The sequence below is a fragment of the Rahnella victoriana genome, from assembly GCF_021276285.1.
GTDB classification, from domain to species: Bacteria; Pseudomonadota; Gammaproteobacteria; order Enterobacterales; family Enterobacteriaceae; genus Rahnella; species Rahnella victoriana.
On record NZ_CP089919.1, the window covers coordinates 1,856,804 to 1,875,258 of the forward strand.

Here is an 18,455-nt window from a genome sequence, read left to right on the forward strand (position 1 = left end):
TGCCGGGCGTGATAAAAATCAACAAGCATTACCCCCGGAGAGGCATGTTAAGGGCATTTTCGCGGAATGAGGAAGGGCAGGTAATATTGGTCAGGTTATTTGTCACCGCAGAAGGCCCGGTACCGAAGTAAGAAATAAAGTTTCGGGTAAAACAGGCAGAAGAATGGTACCCGCATTCCTGTGCCACTGTTTTGATGGACTTACGTGTCGTTTGCAGCAATGTCATGCCGTGGTACAGCCGCGCCTCACGCAGCAAGATACGCAACGAGGTATTTTCCTCCGCCAGACGACGCCGTAACGTTGCGCCGCTCATGTGCAGGCGCTCCTCGAAATCAGCGGAACACCAGTCATGGCCGGGATTGTCCAAAACAAGTAAACGGATACGTACACTGAGGGACGCGTCTCTCACTTCGATAAACTCCCGGTATCCGCTGTGTTCTAATGCCAGCGCCAGTCCCAGTAAAGACTGATTAAATATAATGGAATCGGACATCACGGGATCTACTGCCAGTACCGAAAGAAAATTCCATAACATCACCAGGGGTGGCAGAATTTTGCCGGATGAAACCGGGGCGAATTTATCTCCCGCCCGGTAGAGTTCTAAATTACGCATTGATTTGCCTCTGAGCACCTGTTTTTATATTTATGTGAACCGGTCATTCAGAGATCCATTCAACATCCGTTGCGGTCTCTGGTTATTATTACCCGTTCGCTATCACCTGTTTTCCCTGATTGAAAAGGGGTGAGTGTTTAGGTACTTCAGAACCACTCTTTCCAAAAAAATAACGTCTTTATAATTGCTTTCTACTATTTCACCGTGTGGCGGGTCATCTTCTGATTAAACGCTGATCTTCTCCCTGACGTCGTGACTGAAATCCTTTGCCAGAAAACACAACATCTCACCCAAGATTTCCCCGGATTTTTCAAAAAGCGGGATATGTGCGGCATTGCGCAGTACAACGAGTTCGCCATGACGAGCGGTTGCCATTTCCTGTGCGGCGGCGGGCGTGGCGACCATATCGTGTTCGCCAACCAGTACCCGTAGCGGCACCTGCGTATTGCGGGGCTGTTTCGGCTCAATCTGAGACAGGACATCCGCGCATTTCGCATACCCTTCATCAGAAGTACGGTTGAGCATCTGCTTCATGCCGAGCGCCGCCGGAGTATCCCGAAATTCCGCCGTGACCCAGCGGCCGAAAATTTCCGGAGCCAGGGAATCTAAACCGTTTTGGCGAATATTGTCGGCCATGGTGCGCCAGAATGACGATGACGCCGGGGCGAGATAAGTGTCGATAAGCACCATTGAGCGCAGGCGCTGAGGTGCGGTATCGGCAATATGCTGTGCGATCAGCCCGCCGATGGACACCCCTGCGACGGAAAACGTACTGATATCAAAATAGTCGGCGATGCGGAGGACATCGTCAGCCAGATCTTCCAGTGAGAAAGGCGCTTGCCCGGTTTCACTCAGACCATGCCCGCGCATATCCAGACGCAGTACGCGATAGTGACGGGTCAGCGCCGGAACCTGCGCATCCCAGATATGAAAGTTCGTTCCCAGAGAATGCAGTAATACCAGAACCGGCGCATCAGTCGGGCCTTGCAAATCTACGTGCATGATCAGGTCGTTGCATTTCACAAACATAATGTAAAAGTCCTTGTTAAACAGATGAATAAATCCCGTGTGTGCAGTAAAAACTCTCAGTTATTGCGCACAGGGACGCCCACGCTTTTCTGTGTGCGATAGCGCAGATAGAGATTGTTGAGGATCAGCGCAGAACCGGTGATACAGGCACCCGCGATTTCCGGGGCGCTGGGTTCGACACCGGTCATGGCGGAGATAGAGAACGCGGTGATCGGGACGATATCCATAAACAACACCCCGTTAAGTGGTGTCAGGATTTTATTGCCGATATTCCAGCACAGGATGCCGATAAAACTGGCCACGAAGGCGGTGTAAAAGACATGCGGGATCACATACACGAAGTCGCTGACGGCGGGCACGGCCACGAGGCCAGTGATATACAGCAGCGCGTTTAATACCAGTACGCTGGTCATCCCGAGAACGCTGGTTAATGCGGTGTATTTAAGCGGTGACCAGGTCGGGAAAAACGACGCGCCCACGGTGTAAAATACCCAACACAGTGCGCCGAAAATAATCAGGGCGTTGGCTTTGTAGCTGGAAGGTGAATCAAACAGGCTGGCATAGTGCCCTTTGGTGATCACGGTCATCACCCCAAAAAAAGACATCATAATCAGGCCAACGGAAACCGCGGGCGGGACGATTTTGCGCAATACGCCGTTTACCAGAATACCCAGCATCGGCATGGTCGCCATCATGATCGACGTGGTTAACGCGCCGTTTTCTCCGGCCATTTGCTGGCCCAGAAAAACAAAAAAACCAAAACCGACAAAAGCCGCTGAACCTAATAACCAGGCCAGACCTACGCGTTCACCTTTCAGGTTCAGCCCCTGTTTTCCTTCGCGTAATCTCAGCGCGATCACTAACGCGATCGCCGCGAAACCATAGCGCAGGGTGGTGAAAGTATAAGGGTCAAGATGTCTCAGCGCGCTGGTCATCATCGGGAACGTCGCGCCCCAGGATAAGGTCGCTATCAGACAGCAGATAACGCCCGCAGAGTAAGAATTTTTCATTTCTTTATTTCTCGGTTAAGTGGCAATCATAATGAAATCATTCAGTCATCCGGCACAGGGAACATGTGCCGGGTGGTCAGTCTTCTTTCGCCTGAGAATTATTCCCCCAGCAGTTTCCCGCCTTTTGCCCAATGCGTTTTAGGGACTTCAGTAATCACCACATCAAGGCTTTCAGGCTTGCAGTTGAGGGTTTCTGCCGCGACACGGGTGACTTCCCGGGCGAAATCGCTTTTTTGCTCAGGCGTACGGCCCGGCACCAGTTCTAAACGGATAATTGGCATCATGGTTCCTTATTTTTCAGCCCCCCGGCTGAGGGGCTGAATCTGATTTTTACTGAAGCGCGTTAAATGATAAATATGTGTTAAGTTGAATGAATTGAAACCTGCAGGTTCATAATCATGAGCAAATTGTCCGGAATGGAAATGTTCGTCAGAGTGGTGGAATGTGGCAGTTTCACCGCGGCAGCGGTGGCCAGCGGCGTCTCACCCACGATGGTGGGCAAGCAGATCCGGGAGATTGAACAACGGCTCGGTGCGCGCTTATTGCACCGCACGACGCGGCGTCAGCAACTGACGGAAGTCGGCCAGCTCTATTTTGACCGCTGTCGCCGGGTGCTGTCGGAAGTGGAGCTGGCGGAGAGCAGCGCCATGGAATTGCAGGCCGCGCCGAAAGGGCTGGTACGAATGATTGCCCCGGTCAGTTTCGGCTGTCAGTGTCTGGTGCCTGAACTGAGTGCCTACATGGCGCAGCATCCCGATGTGGACGTGATGCTGAATCTGGATAACCGCGTGCCGAATCTGAGTCAGGAAAATTACGAATTAGGCATTCAGATCGGGGAAGTGTGCGAGCCGGGCGTGGTGGCGCGTCCGTTACGCCCGTATCGCCGGATACTGGCCGCGTCGCCGGACTATATCCGTCAGCACGGTATGCCGGAACATCCCGATCAGCTCGGCAATTACAGCTGCCTCGGCCTGTCCTACTGGCTGCATCAGGACCGCTGGGATCTGATGGGGCCGGAAGGGGAAACCTTTAAGGCGTTTATCAGTGGCCGGTTCATGTCTAATCAGGGCAATTCCCTCAGGATTGCGGCACTCAATGGCTGCGGGATTGTTCTGCAACCCGATTATGTGTTGATGGACGATATCGCGCAGGGCCGTCTTGTTCCCGTATTACCGGCATGGTCGTATAAGCCAACGCCCTTGTACCTGATATATCATCAGGATAGTCGTCCCTCTGCCAAATTACGCAGTGTCATTGATTTTCTTATGGAACGTCTGGGGGCATGAAATCCCAGAATGAGAATTATGCTTACCAATAATCCTAAGCGCGAATGAGGGGCATTTCTTTTTTAACGGAAAGCGTTAATTTATTATTTCCGCCTCCGCTTTGGCCGGTTAAAATTCTGGATGACATAGCACAATTTTGACGCGCTATCGGGTCATCTGACGCAGGAAAAGGTGTTTTTGCAGGCTTGCGGAGACCGGGTTTTGGCACTAAATTTACTTTTTTTATCCTCTAATGCCATGATTAACCGTCTTTTATAAGTTGTTTTGGGTTGGCTACATATTCATTTAAGTGAAAGTGGGTGTTCCACGGGCGATTTTGCTGGGAAAATAATGTGTTCCATCAGTAAAACCCTACAGGATAACTTCCATGAATAAGCCCGGCTTAACGTCTTTGGCACTCCTGGCGTTAATCGCTTTGAGCGCATGCAGTACGAAAAATAATGTGGCGACAATAAAAGAGACACCGACAAATAAAACGTCGAATAATACCTGTGTTAATGAATTCAAAGCATTACAGCGTCTCTCTCCTCACGATTTTGAAATTTACCAGCAACAGTTTAATCAGCTGACGAAATCTTATGATGTGTATAAAGCGAATAAGGGTCTGATTAATAAAGATGCTCAGGAAATCCTGAACATCGAGCTGGATTCAAAATTAAAACTTATCTGCGCAAGAGTTAAAGGTGCGACCTTTAAGAGCATGGACGAGCGCTCTCAGGAAGTGAATAAAATATGATGGCGCGAGTGAAGTCTTTCTTCTTAATTCTGCTCCTGATCAATATACAGGGAGCCCATGCTGAAGAGCCGGTGGATGCTAACCTGAGTCTTTTGGATCAGTTGCAAAGTGAAAATTTAATTTCTGCTCCAGAACCTTCTGTTTTTGCGGAAAAAGATAAGACTTCCTCTCCGCTGATCCAGCCTCCAAAAAATATTGTCGTGCCGAAAGCCCCTGTTGAAAAACCCGTCGCTGTCGAAAAACCGGTAGCGCCAAAACCGCGGCCTAAACCGACGCCAGCGCCAGCCAGGAAAACCCCCAAAGCGCCTCAGCCTGCGAGCACTCAATCGGTACCGGCGGTGCCTGCCACTGCGGATGTCAGTGACACCCAGAAAAAGGCCAACGATCAGCTCAAAAAATCCCTTGAGGCAGCAAAATCCACCGCAGAAAAATCCCGTGACCAATACGCGGCGTTGCAAAAATCCTATGCGGATACACAAAAAGAAAACCAACAGCTACAAACGCAGATTGCGGCGTTAAAAGCCAAACCAGTTGTGACCCCGCCGTCGGCAGACCAGAAACTTGCGCAGAAAAAAGCGCAGGATGAACTGAAACAACTGCAAAATTCGCTGAAAAATACACAACAAGAAAATCAGCAGATCAAATCGCAGTTACAGACGCTGCAGGTCAGCAAGAAACAAGCCGAAAGCCTGACGGAAAAATTGTCCGTTGCGCAGACCGCGTCTAAAAAATCTCAGGACGAAGTGGCCGGTATCCAGCAGTCGTTGAAAAAGACCAAAGCTGAAAATGATCAACTGAAAGCGCAGCTTACCGCGCTGAAAACCAATCAAGACGGGGTCGCGAAAAAATCCTCTGAGCAGGTGGCGACGTCGCAGCTGGCAGCTAAAAAAGCCCAGAAAGAGATTGCCACCCTTGAGGCGAGCTTTAAGAAATTAACCAGTGAAAATACGCAACTCAAAACACAACTCGATACCGTGAAAAAGCAATCCTCCGTGCGAATTGAACAGCTCAGCTCATCCGCGCGTGCTAACGGTAAATCGCTGGCTGAATTCGCGGTACTGAATGCGACATTACAGCAGGCGACAGAAGAAAATCATCAGCTCAAAACCCGGCTCGAGACGCTGCAAAAGCAGTCGACGGAACAGGCTGATAAGTTGCAGGCTTTACAAAGCAATGGCTCTAAATCCCAGGCGAATGTCGCTGAGTTGCAGACGACAGCAAAACAAGCCGCCGCTGAAAATGCACAGCTGAAAGCGCAACTGGCCGATTTGCAAAAACAGGGAGACAGCCAGAACGAGAAGATTGCGTTTGCCGTGGCCGCCAATAGCAAGTCTCTCGGTGAAAATCAGGTTCTGCAGAAAACCCTTAAACAGGCCACTGATGAAAATGCGCAGCTGAAAACTCAGCTGGCAGGTCTGCAAAAACAGGGCACTGCGCAGAATGGCAAACTGTCCGAATCTGAAGCCGCCAACAAAAAGTCACAGGCTGACTATCTGGCCGTGCAGAAAACCCTTAAACAGGCCGCTGATGAAAATGCACAGCTGAAAACCCAGCTGGCAGACTTACAAAAACAGAGTGCCGCGCAGAACGACAGACTGTCTGTGTCAGAGACGGCCAATAAAAAGTCGCAGGTCGATTATCAGACCTTGCAGAAAACCCTTAAACAGGCCGCTGATGAGAATGCACTGCTGAAAACCCAGCTGGCAGACTTGCATAAACAGGGCACCTCGCAGAATGGCAAACTGTCCGACTCTGAAGCTGCCAATAAGAAATCTCAGGCAGATTATCTGGCCTTGCAGAACAGCGTGAAACAGGCTGCGGATGAAAATGCGCAGATGAAAACTCAGCTGGCAGCGTTGCAGAAACAAGGCGCGGCGCAAAATGAAAAGTTGTCTGCGTCTGAAGCCGCCAATAAGAAATCTCAGGCGGATTATCTGGCCTTGCAGAAAACCCTGAAACAAGCCACCGATGATAAAACGCAACTGAATACCCAACTGGCAGCGTTGCAGAAACAAAGCGCCGCGCAGGCTGAAAAACTGATTGCGTCTGAAGCCGCCAATAAGAAATCTCAGGCGGATTATCTGGCCCTGCAGAAAACCCTGAAACAAGCCACGGATGACAACGCGCAACTGAATACCCAACTGGCAGAGTTACAGAAACAAAGCACCGCACAGGCTGAAAAACTGGCTGCGTCTGTGGCTGCGAATCAAAAATCGCAGAATGAGTATCAGGCGTCGCAAACGGCATTAACAACCTCTTCTGAGGATGTGAAACGCCTGACAACCCAGCTCAGCGAGAGTCAGCTGGCGGCGACCAAAGTTACGGAAGAAAAAAATAAACTGACAGCCGAACTGGATAAAACGAAGAAAGACCTCGCCTCACACAGTATCGCTGCCGTGACAAAATCTGGCGGAGAGCTGATCAGTGATGCCGAACTGAAAGCGTTGCAGGCGAAAGAAAGCAAGAAAACCGGCCGTTCTTATTCTGTCGGGTATTTGCTGGGGCAGGCCGCGAATTCAAAAATCGAGCAGGTGGTATCCGCCGGTGAAAAAATTGATCGCAATGTGATTATCAAAGGCTTTGTTGACCGCATGAATGAGCTGTCCAGCATGTCGACAGAAGACATGCGGGAGTCGCTGAACAGTCTGGACAGTGATATCCGCTCTCGTCAGGAAAAGCAAAAGATGTCCAATGTAGAGAATAACCAGAAAATTCTCGATAAAGCGGGCAAAACGAAAGGTGCGGTGAAAGCCAAATCGGGCTTCATTTACCAGATCACTAAGCCAGGTTCTGCCCCTAAAGTGACGATGGAGAAAAGCATTCGTCTGCGGATTATTGAGAAACTGGGCGACGGTAAAGTCATTGCCAGCGAAAAAGACGATAATGTGATCAGCGCGGCCGTCACGGAAATCCCGGCAGTGCTTCAGGAAGTCGTGCTGAATCTGGGTTTGCAAGGTGAAGCCACATTGTATATTCCGCCTGAACTGGCGTATGGCAAAGACGGCATTCCGGGTAAAATCCCGCCGAATTCACTTTCGATCATGAATATCAAAATATTAGGTGTGAAAGACAAGTAAGAGTGGCCGGATAAAAAAAGGCAGGCGATCGTCAGATCACCTGCCTTTTTTATTTCTGCGCCCTGATTTATTTACCGCTCAGGAACGCCAGTAAATCTTCATTCAGCTGATCCTGATGGGTAACCGCAAACCCGTGCGGTGCGCCTTCATAAACTTTCAGCTCTGAATTCTTAATCATTTCTGCGGCCAGTTTGCCGGTGGCTTCAAACGGCACGATCTGGTCGGCGCTGCCGTGGATCACCAGCGTCGGCACGGTGATTTTCGCCATGTCCGGGCGGAAATCCGTCTCGGAGAATGCCGTCACACAATCAACGGTGCCTTTCAGCGACGCCATCAGCGCGATGTTCAGCGTCTGGGTCATTATGCCGTCAGAAACGGTCATGCCCTGATTGGTGCCGTAGAACGGCGTCGCAAAGTCACTGATAAATTGTGCGCGGTCTTTCAGCAGACCGGTTTTGATGCCGTCGAAGACCGATTTATCCACGCCCTGCGGATGATCTTCCGTCTTAATAAACAGCGGCGTCACCGCGCCTAACAACACCAGACTGGTGACACGTTCTGAGCCGTAACGGCTGATATAACGCGTCACATCGCCGCCACCCATTGAGAAACCGACCAGCGTGACATCATGCAGATCGAGATGTTCGATCAGGTCGTTGATATCGGACGCGAAAGTGTCGTAGTTGTAACCTTCCCACGGCTGTTCTGAACGGCCAAACCCGCGACGGTCAAAGGCGATAACGCGATAACCGCGATCAGCCAGGAAATTCATCTGGCTGTCCCACATATCGGCGTCCAGCGGCCAGCCGTGGCTGAATAATACCGGCTTACCTTTGCCCCAGTCTTTAAAATAAATTTGAGTGCCGTCTTGGGTATTGAATGTGCTCATGTTTATTTCCTCAGCGATTGTTTTTGCAGGTTTTGCGTATTGTGTGTTGTGTTGCAATCAACATTAGGCGTGGCGGGGAAATATTGCTAACAGGTTATTTTTGACAAGTCGTTAAAAGATTTTGGTGTTCCTATCATTATGAAAAATAGGCGTATTCATGACTGTTTATATAGGGGGTGCCCTGTCAAAAAAATCTGAACAAGTTGCCAAATTCTTTCCGCTATCTGCTTTTCGACTCCTGACCTATTGTTAATTCCAGCAGCACAACAACACAACGTTAAATACAAACACACAACCCAACAATGCACTCTGAGAGGAAATGAAAATGTCTAAATTCGATTTGCTGGACCCACAGAATTCCACCCTGATTTTCATCGACCATCAGCCACAAATGTCTTTCGGCGTCGCCAATATCGATCGCCAGCAGCTTAAAAATAATACAGTCGCTCTGGCTAAAGCGGGCAAAGTTTTTAACGTGCCGGTGATTTACACCTCGGTGGAAACGGAAAGCTTCAGCGGCTACATCTGGCCGGAACTGCTGGCGGTTCACCCTGACGTGAAACCGATTGAGCGTACCTCAATGAATTCCTGGGAAGACGCGGCATTCGTCAAAGCCGTTGAAGCCACAGGTCGCAAAAAACTGATTATCTCTGCCTTGTGGACAGAAGTCTGTCTGACATTCCCGGCGCTGATGGCGATGAAAGAAGGCTACGAAGTGTATGTGGTGACCGACACTTCCGGCGGCACCAGCGTGGATGCCCACGAACGTTCCATCGACCGTATGGTGCAGGCCGGTGCCATCCCGGTGACCTGGCAGCAGGTTCTGCTTGAGTACCAGCGCGACTGGTCCCGTAAAGAAACCTACGACGCGGTTATGGATCTGGTTCGTGAGCACAGCGGTGCCTACGGTATGGGCGTCGATTATGCCTACACCATGGTTCACAAAGCGCCACAGCGCCAGGGTTAATACCGGCATCCTTCGCTTGCCGCCTTCCTGCCGCGCGAATGATGAGGTATTAAAATTAACAGGCCGGAACCGCGCCTTGAGCAGGTTCCGGCAGGAGAGAAATCATGCGTCACGCCCCTGTTTCCAGTCTGTCGGCTCCTGTTGTCCCTTTCCCGGTTATCCGCTGGTTTGCCCTGCTGGCCCTGTGCGCCGCGTATTTGCAGGGCGGTATCGTCAAGTTGTTCGATTTTCCCGGTGCCATCGCTGAAATGCAGCACTTCGGATTATCGCCTGCCGCGCCAATGGCTGCCGCAGTCATTGTGCTGGAACTGGGAGCCTCTGCGCTGATCCTCTCCGGGCGATATCGGTGGGCTGGCGCGCTGGCACTGGCGCTGTTCACCTTCTGCGCCAATTTTATGGCGAATGCGTACTGGCAGGTTTCCGGCCATGAACGCGCGATGATGATGAACGGATTCTTCGAACATATCGGGCTGGCCGGTGCGTTTGTCTATGTCGCATGGAATGATATTAAGGGGCGGGTATGAGCCAGAACAGTGTCGCGGGCGGGGCGTTTTCACCGCTGAAACAGGGATTATTCGCCACGATCTGGGTGGCGACCATCCTCGGCAATACCGGCAGCTGTCGCGCTGATGCAAACCGCCGCCACGCTGATGGGGCCCGCCTGGCAGGCGATTGTGCCGGAACTGGTGAAGTCCTGGCACGAACATTTGCGTCAGCATCAGCGTGTGTCGCATGCGGATGCCGATCTGCAAAGCGAGGTAACGCGTTATCATCGCGGTGAGAATAAACCGCAGATGCATCACTATCTGTCGGTGCGTTAGCCAGAGTAAAAAGCCGCATGATGCGGCTTTTTGTTTTTCAGTCCTGGCTGTACACCGCCGCAATGCCCTCGAAATCCTGCAAATTTTCGCGCCACCACATCGCCGCATTGCCGGTAGCATTTTCGTTCCAGGCCATAAATGCCTGATCGCGGCGGGTTTCGGTATCGAGACGGCGCTCAACCAGCGCACCGCTTGCCAGATGTGGCGCGGCCAGATAACGCGGCAGATAGCCGCAGCCCAGCCCGGCAATCTGTGCATGAACTTTGGTGTTAAAGTCATGAACGCTGAGCATTTTCTGCTCATCCAGTACCCGCAAATCCGCGCCTGTCCCGTGACGCGACGTGTCATGAACCACCACGGCGCGGTACTGACGGATTTGCTCGCGCACCAGCGGTTCCGGCATTGCGGCGAGCGGGTGATGCGGCGCAACGGCAAACACATATTCCAGCCAGCCGATCGGACGGTATTCGATGCCACTGCGGGTAACCGGTTCCTGCACGGCACCGAAAACAATGTCGGCCTCGCCATAACTCAGGGCTTCCCAGCACCCGGCGAGCACGTCGTGGCGGAACAATAACTGCGTGTGCTGATGCTCGGCGTAAAAACGGTCAATCAGCGGCGCCAGCAGGGCGAACGGCACTGAGGCATCGACGCTGATGGTCAGTTTGCTTTCCCAGCCGCTTTCCACGTATTGCGCCTGTTGTTCCAGCTCGCTGACGGCGCGCAGCAGCACGCGGCCCTTTTCCAGCATCAGGCGACCGGTCGGCGTGAAGGTCGCGCGATGTCCGGAGCGGTCCAGCAGTTTAATGCTCAGATCACTTTCCATTTTCTGCACGGTATAACTCAGTGCCGACGCGGTTTTAAACAGTCTGGCCGCCGCCGCCGCAAAGGTGCCGTGTCTGTCCAGCGCATCCAGGATCAGCAGCGCTTCAAGGCTTAATCGCATTATTCTTCCCCACCCCAAAATTGTTTAACAACAACCCAAAATATTTCCGTTATCAATAGCCGTGCGGATTTCGTATCGTTTATGAATATAACGCAACATTCAGTTAACCAGAATACCGGTTACTCAGAAGGAATATCCCATGGCTTATCCACATCAACCTGAACAGATCACCCTGGTGATCACCCACGGCGTACGGCGGGATAAGCTGGCGGAATACGAAAGCTGGCTGGAACAGCTGAAGACGGATGCGGCACGGTTTCCCGGTTATCAGAATGTGAATATCCTGCGTCCGGTGCACGGTGAAACCACCTACACCGTGCTGGTGCGGTTTGATAACGTCGATAATCTGTATCTGTGGATACAATCCGATCAGCGCGACACCCGCGAGGCGGCATTAGGTAACCTGCTGAGCGGACAGGAATATATCGGGATGCGTACGCAGGCGTGAGTTCCGCCGTGCAATATTTACACAATGATTATTTCGCAAAGGTTGAAGACTGTATAAAACGCCAGTATTATCTGTCTGTTTTCTATACGACATTTATCCGGTTAAAGCAGGTCAGCTATTTTGTGGAATCCCGAAAAAGAGCTTTTTACGGAGCTTTATCAGTACCCTGAACACCTTCGCCATACCTTAGAAAATTTACCCGGCAGCAGCGGCGTCTATATTTTTTACGGCGACGACAACGCCTTTCCGCTGTATATCGGCAAAAGTGTGAATATCCGCAGCCGCGTAATGTCGCACTTCCGCAATCCTGCCGAAGCTAAACTTCTGCACATGACCCGCGATATTGAATTCATCAAAACGATCGGTGAAGTGGGGGCATTGTTGCTGGAATCGGATCTGATCAAAACCCGGCGACCGCTGTTTAATAAGCGTCTGCGCACCGCCCGCAAACTGTGCTCCATCCGCCTGCAGGCGCTGACGGCCAGCATTGTGTTCAGTGATGACGTGGATTTTTCGCACAGTGAAGATCTGTTTGGCCTGTTCAAAACGAAAATGTCGGCACTGGAAAAGCTCCGTGATATCGCCGATCAGGAAAAACTCTGTTACGGCGCGCTGGGGCTGGAAAAAGGGGCAAAAAACCGCGCCTGTTTCCGCTTCTCACTGGGAAAATGTGCCGGAGTCTGTTGCGGTAAAGAATCGCCGGAGGCCCATCAGGCGCGCCTGCGGGAAGCGCTCAGCGCGTTAAAAATCCGCAGCTGGCCGTATCCGGGCCGCATCGCCATCGCCGAAGAAGCCAACGGGCTGACGGATTATCATGTCATCAATCACTGGTTCTATCTGGGCACCGTCAGCACACTGGAAGCCGCTAAAGCATTCGATATCGCCGTGCCCCATTTTGACCGCGACAGTTATAAAATTCTCTGTAAGCCGCTGTTCGAGGCGGACAGTTCGAAAGTGATTTTGCTGGACTGAAGGTCATAAAAAAGGCTGCCGGTGGCAGCCTTTCAATTCATCGCGCTTTCAGCGCAATGCCCGCGAATTAACGCATGGTCACAAACTCTTCCGCGCCGGTCGGGTGGATAGCGACGGTGTTGTCGAAGTCTTTCTTGGTTGCGCCCATTTTCAGTGCGACCGCGAAGCCCTGCAACATTTCGTCCATGCCATAACCGATGCCGTGGATGCCGACGATTTTCTCTTCAGCACCGACGCACACCAGTTTCATGCGGCATGGCTGGCGGTGCTGCGTGACGGCGGTGTACATGGCGGTGAATGCGGATTTATAGACTTTCACGTTCTCTTCGCCGAACTGCTCTTTCGCCTGCGGTTCGGTCAGGCCGACCGTACCGATTGGCGGGTGGCTGAACACTACAGTGGCGATGTTGCTGTAATCCAGATGCTCGTCAGGTTTGTTGTTAAACAGACGCTCAGACAAACGACGGCCCGCGGCAACTGCAACCGGCGTCAGTTCAACGGCACCGGTGTTATCGCCCACCGCGTAAATACCTTTTACGCTGGTGTTCTGGAACTTATCGACGACGATGTAACCTTTATCGTTGGTTTTCACGCCGGTGGCTTTCAGGTTGAAATTGTCCGTTTCCGGTTCGCGGCCAATCGCCCACACCAGACTGTCCACTTCAAATTCCTGGCCGTTTTCCAGTTTCAGCGTCAGGCTGCCACTGGCATTTTTCACCACTTCTTTCGGAATGGATTCTTTATGCAGCGCCGGGCCTTCGGTTTCCATCACTTCCACCAGCGTCTCGACGATCAGTGGATCGAAAGTACGCAGCGGCGCGTGTTTACGCACGAACAGATGCGTTTCGGCACCCAGCGCGTTCATCACACCGGCGATTTCCACCGCGATGTAACCTGCGCCAACGACGGCAACACGTTTTGGCATTTCGGTCAGATCAAAGAAACCGTCTGAATCGATGCCGTATTCTGCACCCGGAATATCCGGATGGCTCGGACGGCCACCGGTGGCGATCAGGATGTGATCCGCTGTGATCTTCTCGCCGTTCACTTCAACGGTATGATCGTCAACGAAACGCGCGAAACCTTTGATCACGTCAACGTTGTTTTTGCCCAGCACGTTGTCGTAAGAAGTGTGGATGCGGTCGATATAGGCGGTACGGTTGGCGACCAGCGTTTTCCAGTTAAAGCTGTTCACGGTGGTGTCAAAGCCGTAATCCGGGCCGTAGTTGCGGATCGCTTCCGCGATTTGCGCAGCGTGCCACATCACTTTTTTCGGGACACAACCCACGTTGACGCATGTGCCGCCCAGCTCTTTAGCTTCGATCAGCGCGCATTTTTTCCCATACATGGCTGCACGGTTGATTGATGCGATACCGCCGCTGCCGCCGCCAATTGCCAGATAGTCATAATGTTTGGTCATCGTTTTATCCGTAAGTTGTGAAAAATGGAGACACTGATTCAGCGTCGTTAATCTCAAAATTTGGTTAAGAGTTTAACGTGTTGTGGAAAAGATTGGATCAATGATTGCGATAGGTTTGATAGCTGAGACCTTTGAAAAAGGCCTCAGCGAGGGGGAAAAGCTTTACTTACTCAGGCACAACCCAGTTAACTGTAGTATGACCGGTACCGGAAGGCACCAGCACTTTGAGCAACCACGGCAGCACGTTGTTCATCTGCTGCTCGAGTTTCCACGGCGGGTTAATCACGATCATGCCGGAAGCGGTCATGCCGCGCTGATCGCTGTCCGGGCGCACGCCCAGTTCGATTTGCAGGATGCGGCGGATGCCGGTCGCTTCGAGGTCACGCAGCATTTTCTTGATTTGCTGGCGCATGACGACCGGATACCACAGCGCGTAAGTGCCGGTGGCAAAACGCTTGTAGCCTTCCTGAATGCCTTTTACCACGTCCTGATAATCGGTTTTCATTTCGTACGGCGGGTCCATCAGGATCAGGCCACGGCGTGAAGGCGGTGGCAACTGGGCTTTCAGCTGCTGATAACCGTCAGCGCGCGCAACGCGGGTGCGGTCATCTTTCTGGAATTCACTGCGCAGCAGCGGGAAATCGCTCGGGTGCAGTTCGGTCAGGTGCAGCTTGTCGTCTTCGCGCAGCAACTGACGGGCAATCAGCGGCGAACCCGGGTAATAACGCAGATTTTCATTGCGGTTGAAGTGATTGACGACCGACATGTAGGCCGCCAGTTCTTCAGGAATATCATCGCGCTGCCAGATGCGCGCGATGCCTTCCAGATATTCGCCCGTGCGTTCGGCGTGCTCGCCGCTCAGCTGATAGCGCCCGGCACCCGCGTGGGTGTCGAGATAAAGGAAGGGTTTTTCTTTTTCTTTCAGAGATTCAATGATCAGGCTCTGAACGGTGTGTTTCAGGACGTCGGCATGGTTGCCGGCGTGAAAACTGTGGCGGTAACTCAACATAACTTTATTGTTCCGGAGTGGCGTATTGCCGACAGTATAAACTGTTTGCCCCCTTCATACTTCACGTTGCAGGGTTGATCTTACTTTCCCACCCAGCTGTTCTTGATTTTAAATTTGTCTGCGCGGTTATAACTGATTGAGTAGTTGAAGGTTTTTCCGTCTTCCAGTTTGGTAATACCCGACACTTTCAGCATCGGCAGACCGGTTTCAATCTCAAGCAGTGCGGAAAGCGTGTCGTCAAACAATGAGGCTTCAATCACCGAATTGTAAAATTTAATTTTCCGGCCGGTTTTATTTTCAATGAATTCATATAAAGAGGCATGTTGTAAAACCGATTCAGGAATAGTGTCGATCACTTTGCAGGGAATATAGGAATCTTCGATCAGGACCGGCATATTGTCCACCAGCCGGACGCGGCGGATATAATGCACGTCGTCATTTTCATTAATATCCAGCTGATTGGCGATATATTCACCGGCTTTACGCGTTTTCAGGCTGATTAAGCGGCTGGAGACTTTCACGTCATCTTTAAATTCGCGCGAAAAACCGAGAATAGAATCGCTGGTGCCGTTATTGAGCAGATAAACATTGTCTTCAATCACTTTGGTGACGAACATCCCTTTGCCATGAATGCGTTCGATAAAGCCTTCCTGCTCCAGCATATGCATGGCTTTTTGCAGCGTCACGCGTGTCACTTCAAAGCGAGCCGCCAGTTCCCGCTCGGAAGGAATTTTGTCACCGACACGATATTCTTTGTTCAGGATGGCCTGTTTCAGGCTGTTTTTGATATCAATATAACGGGCGGCCATTAGCGTAACTTCTTCATGTCAGAGTTATTTTTGAGCAGTATAGACACATGCCCTGCTGACCGGAAGCTTCCGCTCCCGGTCAGCGGCTTTTTAGCGAAGCCTGATCAGCGCGGGGGCAGGTTGTTCAAATGCCCGGTGCAGAATTTCCATTGTGGTCATCACCTCAGCGGCTGGCACATATGGCGCACGTCCCTGACATATCGTGGCACAGACGGCGTCATAAACGCGGCCATAATCGCCGTTGCCCGCATCGACATGTTCGGTAAGGGTGTGGCCGTTGTCATCAATGTATTTCAGCACGCCATATTCCGTTTCCTGACCAAAATCCGGTGTGCCCGGTAATTTCCCGGCTTTCAGACAGGTTTCCTGCTGATCGATATTCAGTTTAATAAAGGAGCCTTTTTCCCCGTGAAGAATAAATTTCGGGTAAGGCTGCATCACCAGATGGCTGCATTTAATTATGGCTTTGGTTTCACCGTAATAAAGTTGCAGTTCAAAAGTATCGTCAGGGTTGTTTTTATTTCTCACCGAACGGATGTCGTAATGCACATGTTCTGGCCGTCCGAACAGGCTGACGACCTGATCGACAAGATGCACGCCCAGCCCGTAAAAAGCGCCATGAGTGTAATCTGCCGGGGCATCAGGCGCGTCAGGACGGAAGTAATCGAAATGACTTTCGAACTCGACAATGTTACCCAGCACGCCGCTGCTGATGACTTTTTTAGCTGCTAAGAAGCAACTGTCGAAGCGCCGGTTCTGATACGGCGTGACCGTCAGCCCTTTTTCGGCGGCAAGCGCGAATAACGATTGTGCCTCGGCCAGCGTCCGGGTAAAGGGCTTTTCGACAATGACGTTTTTCCCGTGCTCAAGGCACAGTTTTGCGTAATCGTAATGGGTTTGCGGCGGCGTACACAGCGTGACCAGCGTAATGCTTTTATCATGCAGGATATCGTTCAGATCATCGGTAAACCGGATCCCCTGATAAGCCTCTTCTTTTTCACTCTCCGGGCGACGGGCGATATCGAAAATCGTTTTAACCTGAAACGTCTCGCGTCGCTGCAAAACGTAAGGCAAATGGTAGCGCATCGCGCTTTTTCCAAATCCCACAAAAGCACAGTTTATTTTCATGATGTCTCCTTCCGTTTTTGCCTGCATTTATGCGCTGACCTGCGCAGCATTAACCGGGACTGCGGCTTCTTCCTGAGCCAGCTGTTTCTTTTCCATCAGCCGGAAGAAGGGATAATAAATGATTGTCGAAATAATAATCATGACGCCTGACCACAAAGCCGCGGGAATATTGCCGCCGGTGGCGAAATAACCGTTCAGCAAAGGCGGCATCGTCCAGGGGATTTGTAATACCGGGCGACCGATAATATTAAAGGTCATCAGAAAATATGACATGGTGCATAACAGCATCGGCGTGATAATTAACGGCAACATCATCAGCGGGTTAAATACCATCGGAACGCCGAAAATCACCGGCTCATTGATACAAAACAGCGAAGGCGCAAATGACATCCGGCCCAGCGATTTGTAATAACGACTTTTCGACACCATCATCGCCAGCACCAGTCCCATTGTCGCGCCGGACCCGCCGGTACAGATGAAGAAGTTATAGAAGCCTTCGGCGAAGATATGCGGTATCGGCTGGTGGCTGAGATAGGCCTGGGTATTTTCCACAATAAACTTCAGGAATATCGGCGCGGTAATGCCTGACAGCACGTTGGTGCCGTGAATGCCGCAGCACCAGAGCAGTGAGATCAGAAAGACCAGTATTAACATGCCGGGCAGCGTGCCTAAGCCGATAACCAGCGGGCTGAGGATCAGCGTGAAGAATGCGTTGATATCAAAATGCAAAATTACCCGCACAAACCACACCAGCGCCAGACAGACAATCGCCGGTATGACGCTGACAAAGGATTGCAGCACGGCGGGTGGCACGTTGTCCGGGAGCCGGATATAGATCTTATGCTGGATAAAAAAGCGAATGATATAGACGGTGAGGATGGAAAGAATAATGGCGGAGAATAACCCCGCCGCGCCGAGATTATCGACGTTCAGCGTGTAGTCATCATTTAGTTGCGCCATCAGGAACACGGCGACGGTAATCGCACAGCAGGTCAGCCCGTCGAGCTTATAATGTTTCGCCAGATTATAACTGATACCCATTGCCGAAATTAAACCAATAATTCCGAAGGTGACCAGCACCGGGGCATTTAATGCCTCACCAAAAGTGCCTAAATATTCCGTCCATCCGGGAATAGGCAGGTTGGCGATAATTAAGAAAATACTGCCGGAAATAATAAAAGGCAGTGTCAGCGTAATGCCGTTACGCACCGCGACCAGAATAACGTTATCCCCGACCCTGACCAGACACGGCACCAGCCGTGATTCTATGAATTTCATCATAATGATTTATACCC

General features: G+C 51.4%; 19 protein-coding genes. 8 read left to right on the plus strand and 11 right to left on the minus strand.

Annotated features, from left to right (window positions below; genetic code table 11):
* Positions 1 to 28 precede the first annotated feature (28 nt).
* From J9880_RS08545 to J9880_RS08560, 4 genes are all read right to left on the minus strand, one after another.
* The gene (locus J9880_RS08545; protein WP_131693680.1) at positions 29 to 613 is read right to left on the minus strand and encodes a helix-turn-helix domain-containing protein; all 585 of its coding nucleotides are present in this window, start codon (positions 611 to 613) and stop codon (positions 29 to 31) included.
* Positions 614 to 838: 225 nt separating this feature from the next.
* On the minus strand, positions 839 to 1,642 hold the full coding sequence (locus tag J9880_RS08550; RefSeq protein ID WP_131693679.1) for an alpha/beta fold hydrolase: 804 nt from the start codon (positions 1,640 to 1,642) through the stop codon (positions 839 to 841).
* A gap of 56 nt (positions 1,643 to 1,698) precedes the next feature.
* Complete coding sequence (locus tag J9880_RS08555; protein ID WP_119825418.1) at positions 1,699 to 2,652, minus strand: DMT family transporter; 954 nt, start codon at positions 2,650 to 2,652, stop codon at positions 1,699 to 1,701.
* Between the two features lie 98 nt (positions 2,653 to 2,750).
* Positions 2,751 to 2,936, minus strand: coding sequence for a 4-oxalocrotonate tautomerase (locus J9880_RS08560; protein ID WP_232770321.1), 186 nt, complete (start codon positions 2,934 to 2,936; stop codon positions 2,751 to 2,753).
* A gap of 114 nt (positions 2,937 to 3,050) precedes the next feature.
* Between J9880_RS08560 and J9880_RS08565 the strand changes: the two genes are divergently transcribed.
* The 3 genes from J9880_RS08565 (at position 3,051) to J9880_RS08575 (ending at position 7,751) form a co-directional block, all read left to right on the plus strand.
* Positions 3,051 to 3,938: a LysR family transcriptional regulator gene (locus J9880_RS08565; RefSeq protein WP_119825414.1), complete on the plus strand. Its 888-nt coding sequence runs from the start codon at positions 3,051 to 3,053 to the stop codon at positions 3,936 to 3,938.
* Positions 3,939 to 4,305: 367 nt separating this feature from the next.
* Positions 4,306 to 4,674 carry a hypothetical protein gene (locus J9880_RS08570; RefSeq protein WP_232770322.1) on the plus strand — a complete coding sequence of 123 codons (369 nt, stop codon included), beginning with the start codon at positions 4,306 to 4,308 and terminating at the stop codon, positions 4,672 to 4,674.
* Positions 4,671 to 7,751: an FKBP-type peptidyl-prolyl cis-trans isomerase N-terminal domain-containing protein gene (locus tag J9880_RS08575; RefSeq protein WP_232770323.1), complete on the plus strand. Its 3,081-nt coding sequence runs from the start codon at positions 4,671 to 4,673 to the stop codon at positions 7,749 to 7,751. The genes J9880_RS08570 and J9880_RS08575 overlap by 4 nt, the downstream gene beginning before the upstream one ends.
* 67 nt (positions 7,752 to 7,818) lie before the next feature.
* Here the strand turns inward: J9880_RS08575 and J9880_RS08580 are convergent, their stop codons facing one another.
* On the minus strand, positions 7,819 to 8,640 hold the full coding sequence (locus tag J9880_RS08580) for an alpha/beta fold hydrolase (RefSeq protein WP_095923898.1): 822 nt from the start codon (positions 8,638 to 8,640) through the stop codon (positions 7,819 to 7,821).
* 325 nt (positions 8,641 to 8,965) lie between these two features.
* On the opposite strand from J9880_RS08580, the gene J9880_RS08585 reads away from it, so the two are divergent.
* The 3 genes from J9880_RS08585 to J9880_RS08595 all read left to right on the plus strand — a co-directional run bounded on the left by J9880_RS08585 (position 8,966) and on the right by J9880_RS08595 (position 10,428).
* Entirely contained in the window at positions 8,966 to 9,607 is a 642-nt protein-coding gene (locus J9880_RS08585) for a hydrolase (protein WP_095923897.1), read from the plus strand.
* Positions 9,608 to 9,711: 104 nt separating this feature from the next.
* A complete protein-coding gene (locus J9880_RS08590) occupies positions 9,712 to 10,131 on the plus strand; it encodes a DoxX family protein (RefSeq protein ID WP_119825410.1) in 420 nt (139 codons plus the stop codon).
* 105 nt (positions 10,132 to 10,236) lie between these two features.
* Complete coding sequence (locus J9880_RS08595; RefSeq protein WP_232770324.1) at positions 10,237 to 10,428, plus strand: MFS transporter; 192 nt, start codon at positions 10,237 to 10,239, stop codon at positions 10,426 to 10,428.
* A gap of 37 nt (positions 10,429 to 10,465) precedes the next feature.
* Here J9880_RS08595 and J9880_RS08600 read toward each other — a convergent pair whose 3' ends face one another.
* Positions 10,466 to 11,374, minus strand: a complete 909-nt coding sequence (locus tag J9880_RS08600; protein WP_232770325.1) for a LysR family transcriptional regulator — start codon at positions 11,372 to 11,374, stop codon at positions 10,466 to 10,468.
* Between the two features lie 139 nt (positions 11,375 to 11,513).
* On the opposite strand from J9880_RS08600, the gene J9880_RS08605 reads away from it, so the two are divergent.
* Both J9880_RS08605 and cho read left to right on the plus strand, forming a co-directional pair.
* Entirely contained in the window at positions 11,514 to 11,822 is a 309-nt protein-coding gene (locus J9880_RS08605; protein WP_095923893.1) for an antibiotic biosynthesis monooxygenase, read from the plus strand.
* A 120-nt stretch (positions 11,823 to 11,942) separates the two neighbouring features.
* Complete coding sequence (gene cho, locus J9880_RS08610) at positions 11,943 to 12,794, plus strand: excinuclease Cho (protein ID WP_119825404.1); 852 nt, start codon at positions 11,943 to 11,945, stop codon at positions 12,792 to 12,794.
* Between the two features lie 67 nt (positions 12,795 to 12,861).
* On the opposite strand, the gene gorA is transcribed toward cho, so the two are convergent.
* From gorA to J9880_RS08635, 5 genes are all read right to left on the minus strand, one after another.
* Complete coding sequence (gene gorA, locus J9880_RS08615; RefSeq protein WP_232770326.1) at positions 12,862 to 14,214, minus strand: glutathione-disulfide reductase; 1,353 nt, start codon at positions 14,212 to 14,214, stop codon at positions 12,862 to 12,864.
* Positions 14,215 to 14,380: 166 nt separating this feature from the next.
* Entirely contained in the window at positions 14,381 to 15,223 is an 843-nt protein-coding gene (locus J9880_RS08620) for a 23S rRNA (adenine(2030)-N(6))-methyltransferase RlmJ (RefSeq protein ID WP_013573521.1), read from the minus strand.
* A gap of 80 nt (positions 15,224 to 15,303) precedes the next feature.
* Complete coding sequence (locus tag J9880_RS08625; protein WP_232770327.1) at positions 15,304 to 16,032, minus strand: GntR family transcriptional regulator; 729 nt, start codon at positions 16,030 to 16,032, stop codon at positions 15,304 to 15,306.
* 90 nt (positions 16,033 to 16,122) lie between these two features.
* On the minus strand, positions 16,123 to 17,160 hold the full coding sequence (locus J9880_RS08630) for an oxidoreductase (protein WP_232770328.1): 1,038 nt from the start codon (positions 17,158 to 17,160) through the stop codon (positions 16,123 to 16,125).
* A gap of 27 nt (positions 17,161 to 17,187) precedes the next feature.
* Positions 17,188 to 18,441 (minus strand): PTS sugar transporter subunit IIC, encoded by a 1,254-nt coding sequence (locus J9880_RS08635; RefSeq protein ID WP_131693671.1) that lies wholly within the window; start codon positions 18,439 to 18,441, stop codon positions 17,188 to 17,190.
* Positions 18,442 to 18,455: the final 14 nt, after the last annotated feature.

Excerpts from the sequence above, each read along its gene's own strand:
- J9880_RS08545 (WP_131693680.1), bottom strand. The coding sequence starts at position 613 with ATGCGTAATTTAGAACTCTACCGGGCGGGAGATAAATTCGCCCCGGTT.
- J9880_RS08550 (WP_131693679.1), bottom strand. The coding sequence starts at position 1,642 with ATGTTTGTGAAATGCAACGACCTGATCATGCACGTAGATTTGCAAGGC.
- J9880_RS08555 (WP_119825418.1), bottom strand. The coding sequence starts at position 2,652 with ATGAAAAATTCTTACTCTGCGGGCGTTATCTGCTGTCTGATAGCGACC.
- J9880_RS08560 (WP_232770321.1), bottom strand. The coding sequence starts at position 2,936 with ATGATGCCAATTATCCGTTTAGAACTGGTGCCGGGCCGTACGCCTGAG.
- J9880_RS08565 (WP_119825414.1), top strand. The coding sequence starts at position 3,051 with ATGAGCAAATTGTCCGGAATGGAAATGTTCGTCAGAGTGGTGGAATGT.
- J9880_RS08570 (WP_232770322.1), top strand. The coding sequence starts at position 4,306 with ATGAATAAGCCCGGCTTAACGTCTTTGGCACTCCTGGCGTTAATCGCT.
- J9880_RS08575 (WP_232770323.1), top strand. The coding sequence starts at position 4,671 with ATGATGGCGCGAGTGAAGTCTTTCTTCTTAATTCTGCTCCTGATCAAT.
- J9880_RS08580 (WP_095923898.1), bottom strand. The coding sequence starts at position 8,640 with ATGAGCACATTCAATACCCAAGACGGCACTCAAATTTATTTTAAAGAC.
- J9880_RS08585 (WP_095923897.1), top strand. The coding sequence starts at position 8,966 with ATGTCTAAATTCGATTTGCTGGACCCACAGAATTCCACCCTGATTTTC.
- J9880_RS08590 (WP_119825410.1), top strand. The coding sequence starts at position 9,712 with ATGCGTCACGCCCCTGTTTCCAGTCTGTCGGCTCCTGTTGTCCCTTTC.
- J9880_RS08595 (WP_232770324.1), top strand. The coding sequence starts at position 10,237 with ATGCAAACCGCCGCCACGCTGATGGGGCCCGCCTGGCAGGCGATTGTG.
- J9880_RS08600 (WP_232770325.1), bottom strand. The coding sequence starts at position 11,374 with ATGCGATTAAGCCTTGAAGCGCTGCTGATCCTGGATGCGCTGGACAGA.
- J9880_RS08605 (WP_095923893.1), top strand. The coding sequence starts at position 11,514 with ATGGCTTATCCACATCAACCTGAACAGATCACCCTGGTGATCACCCAC.
- gorA (WP_232770326.1), bottom strand. The coding sequence starts at position 14,214 with ATGACCAAACATTATGACTATCTGGCAATTGGCGGCGGCAGCGGCGGT.
- J9880_RS08620 (WP_013573521.1), bottom strand. The coding sequence starts at position 15,223 with ATGTTGAGTTACCGCCACAGTTTTCACGCCGGCAACCATGCCGACGTC.
- J9880_RS08625 (WP_232770327.1), bottom strand. The coding sequence starts at position 16,032 with ATGGCCGCCCGTTATATTGATATCAAAAACAGCCTGAAACAGGCCATC.
- J9880_RS08630 (WP_232770328.1), bottom strand. The coding sequence starts at position 17,160 with ATGAAAATAAACTGTGCTTTTGTGGGATTTGGAAAAAGCGCGATGCGC.
- J9880_RS08635 (WP_131693671.1), bottom strand. The coding sequence starts at position 18,441 with ATGATGAAATTCATAGAATCACGGCTGGTGCCGTGTCTGGTCAGGGTC.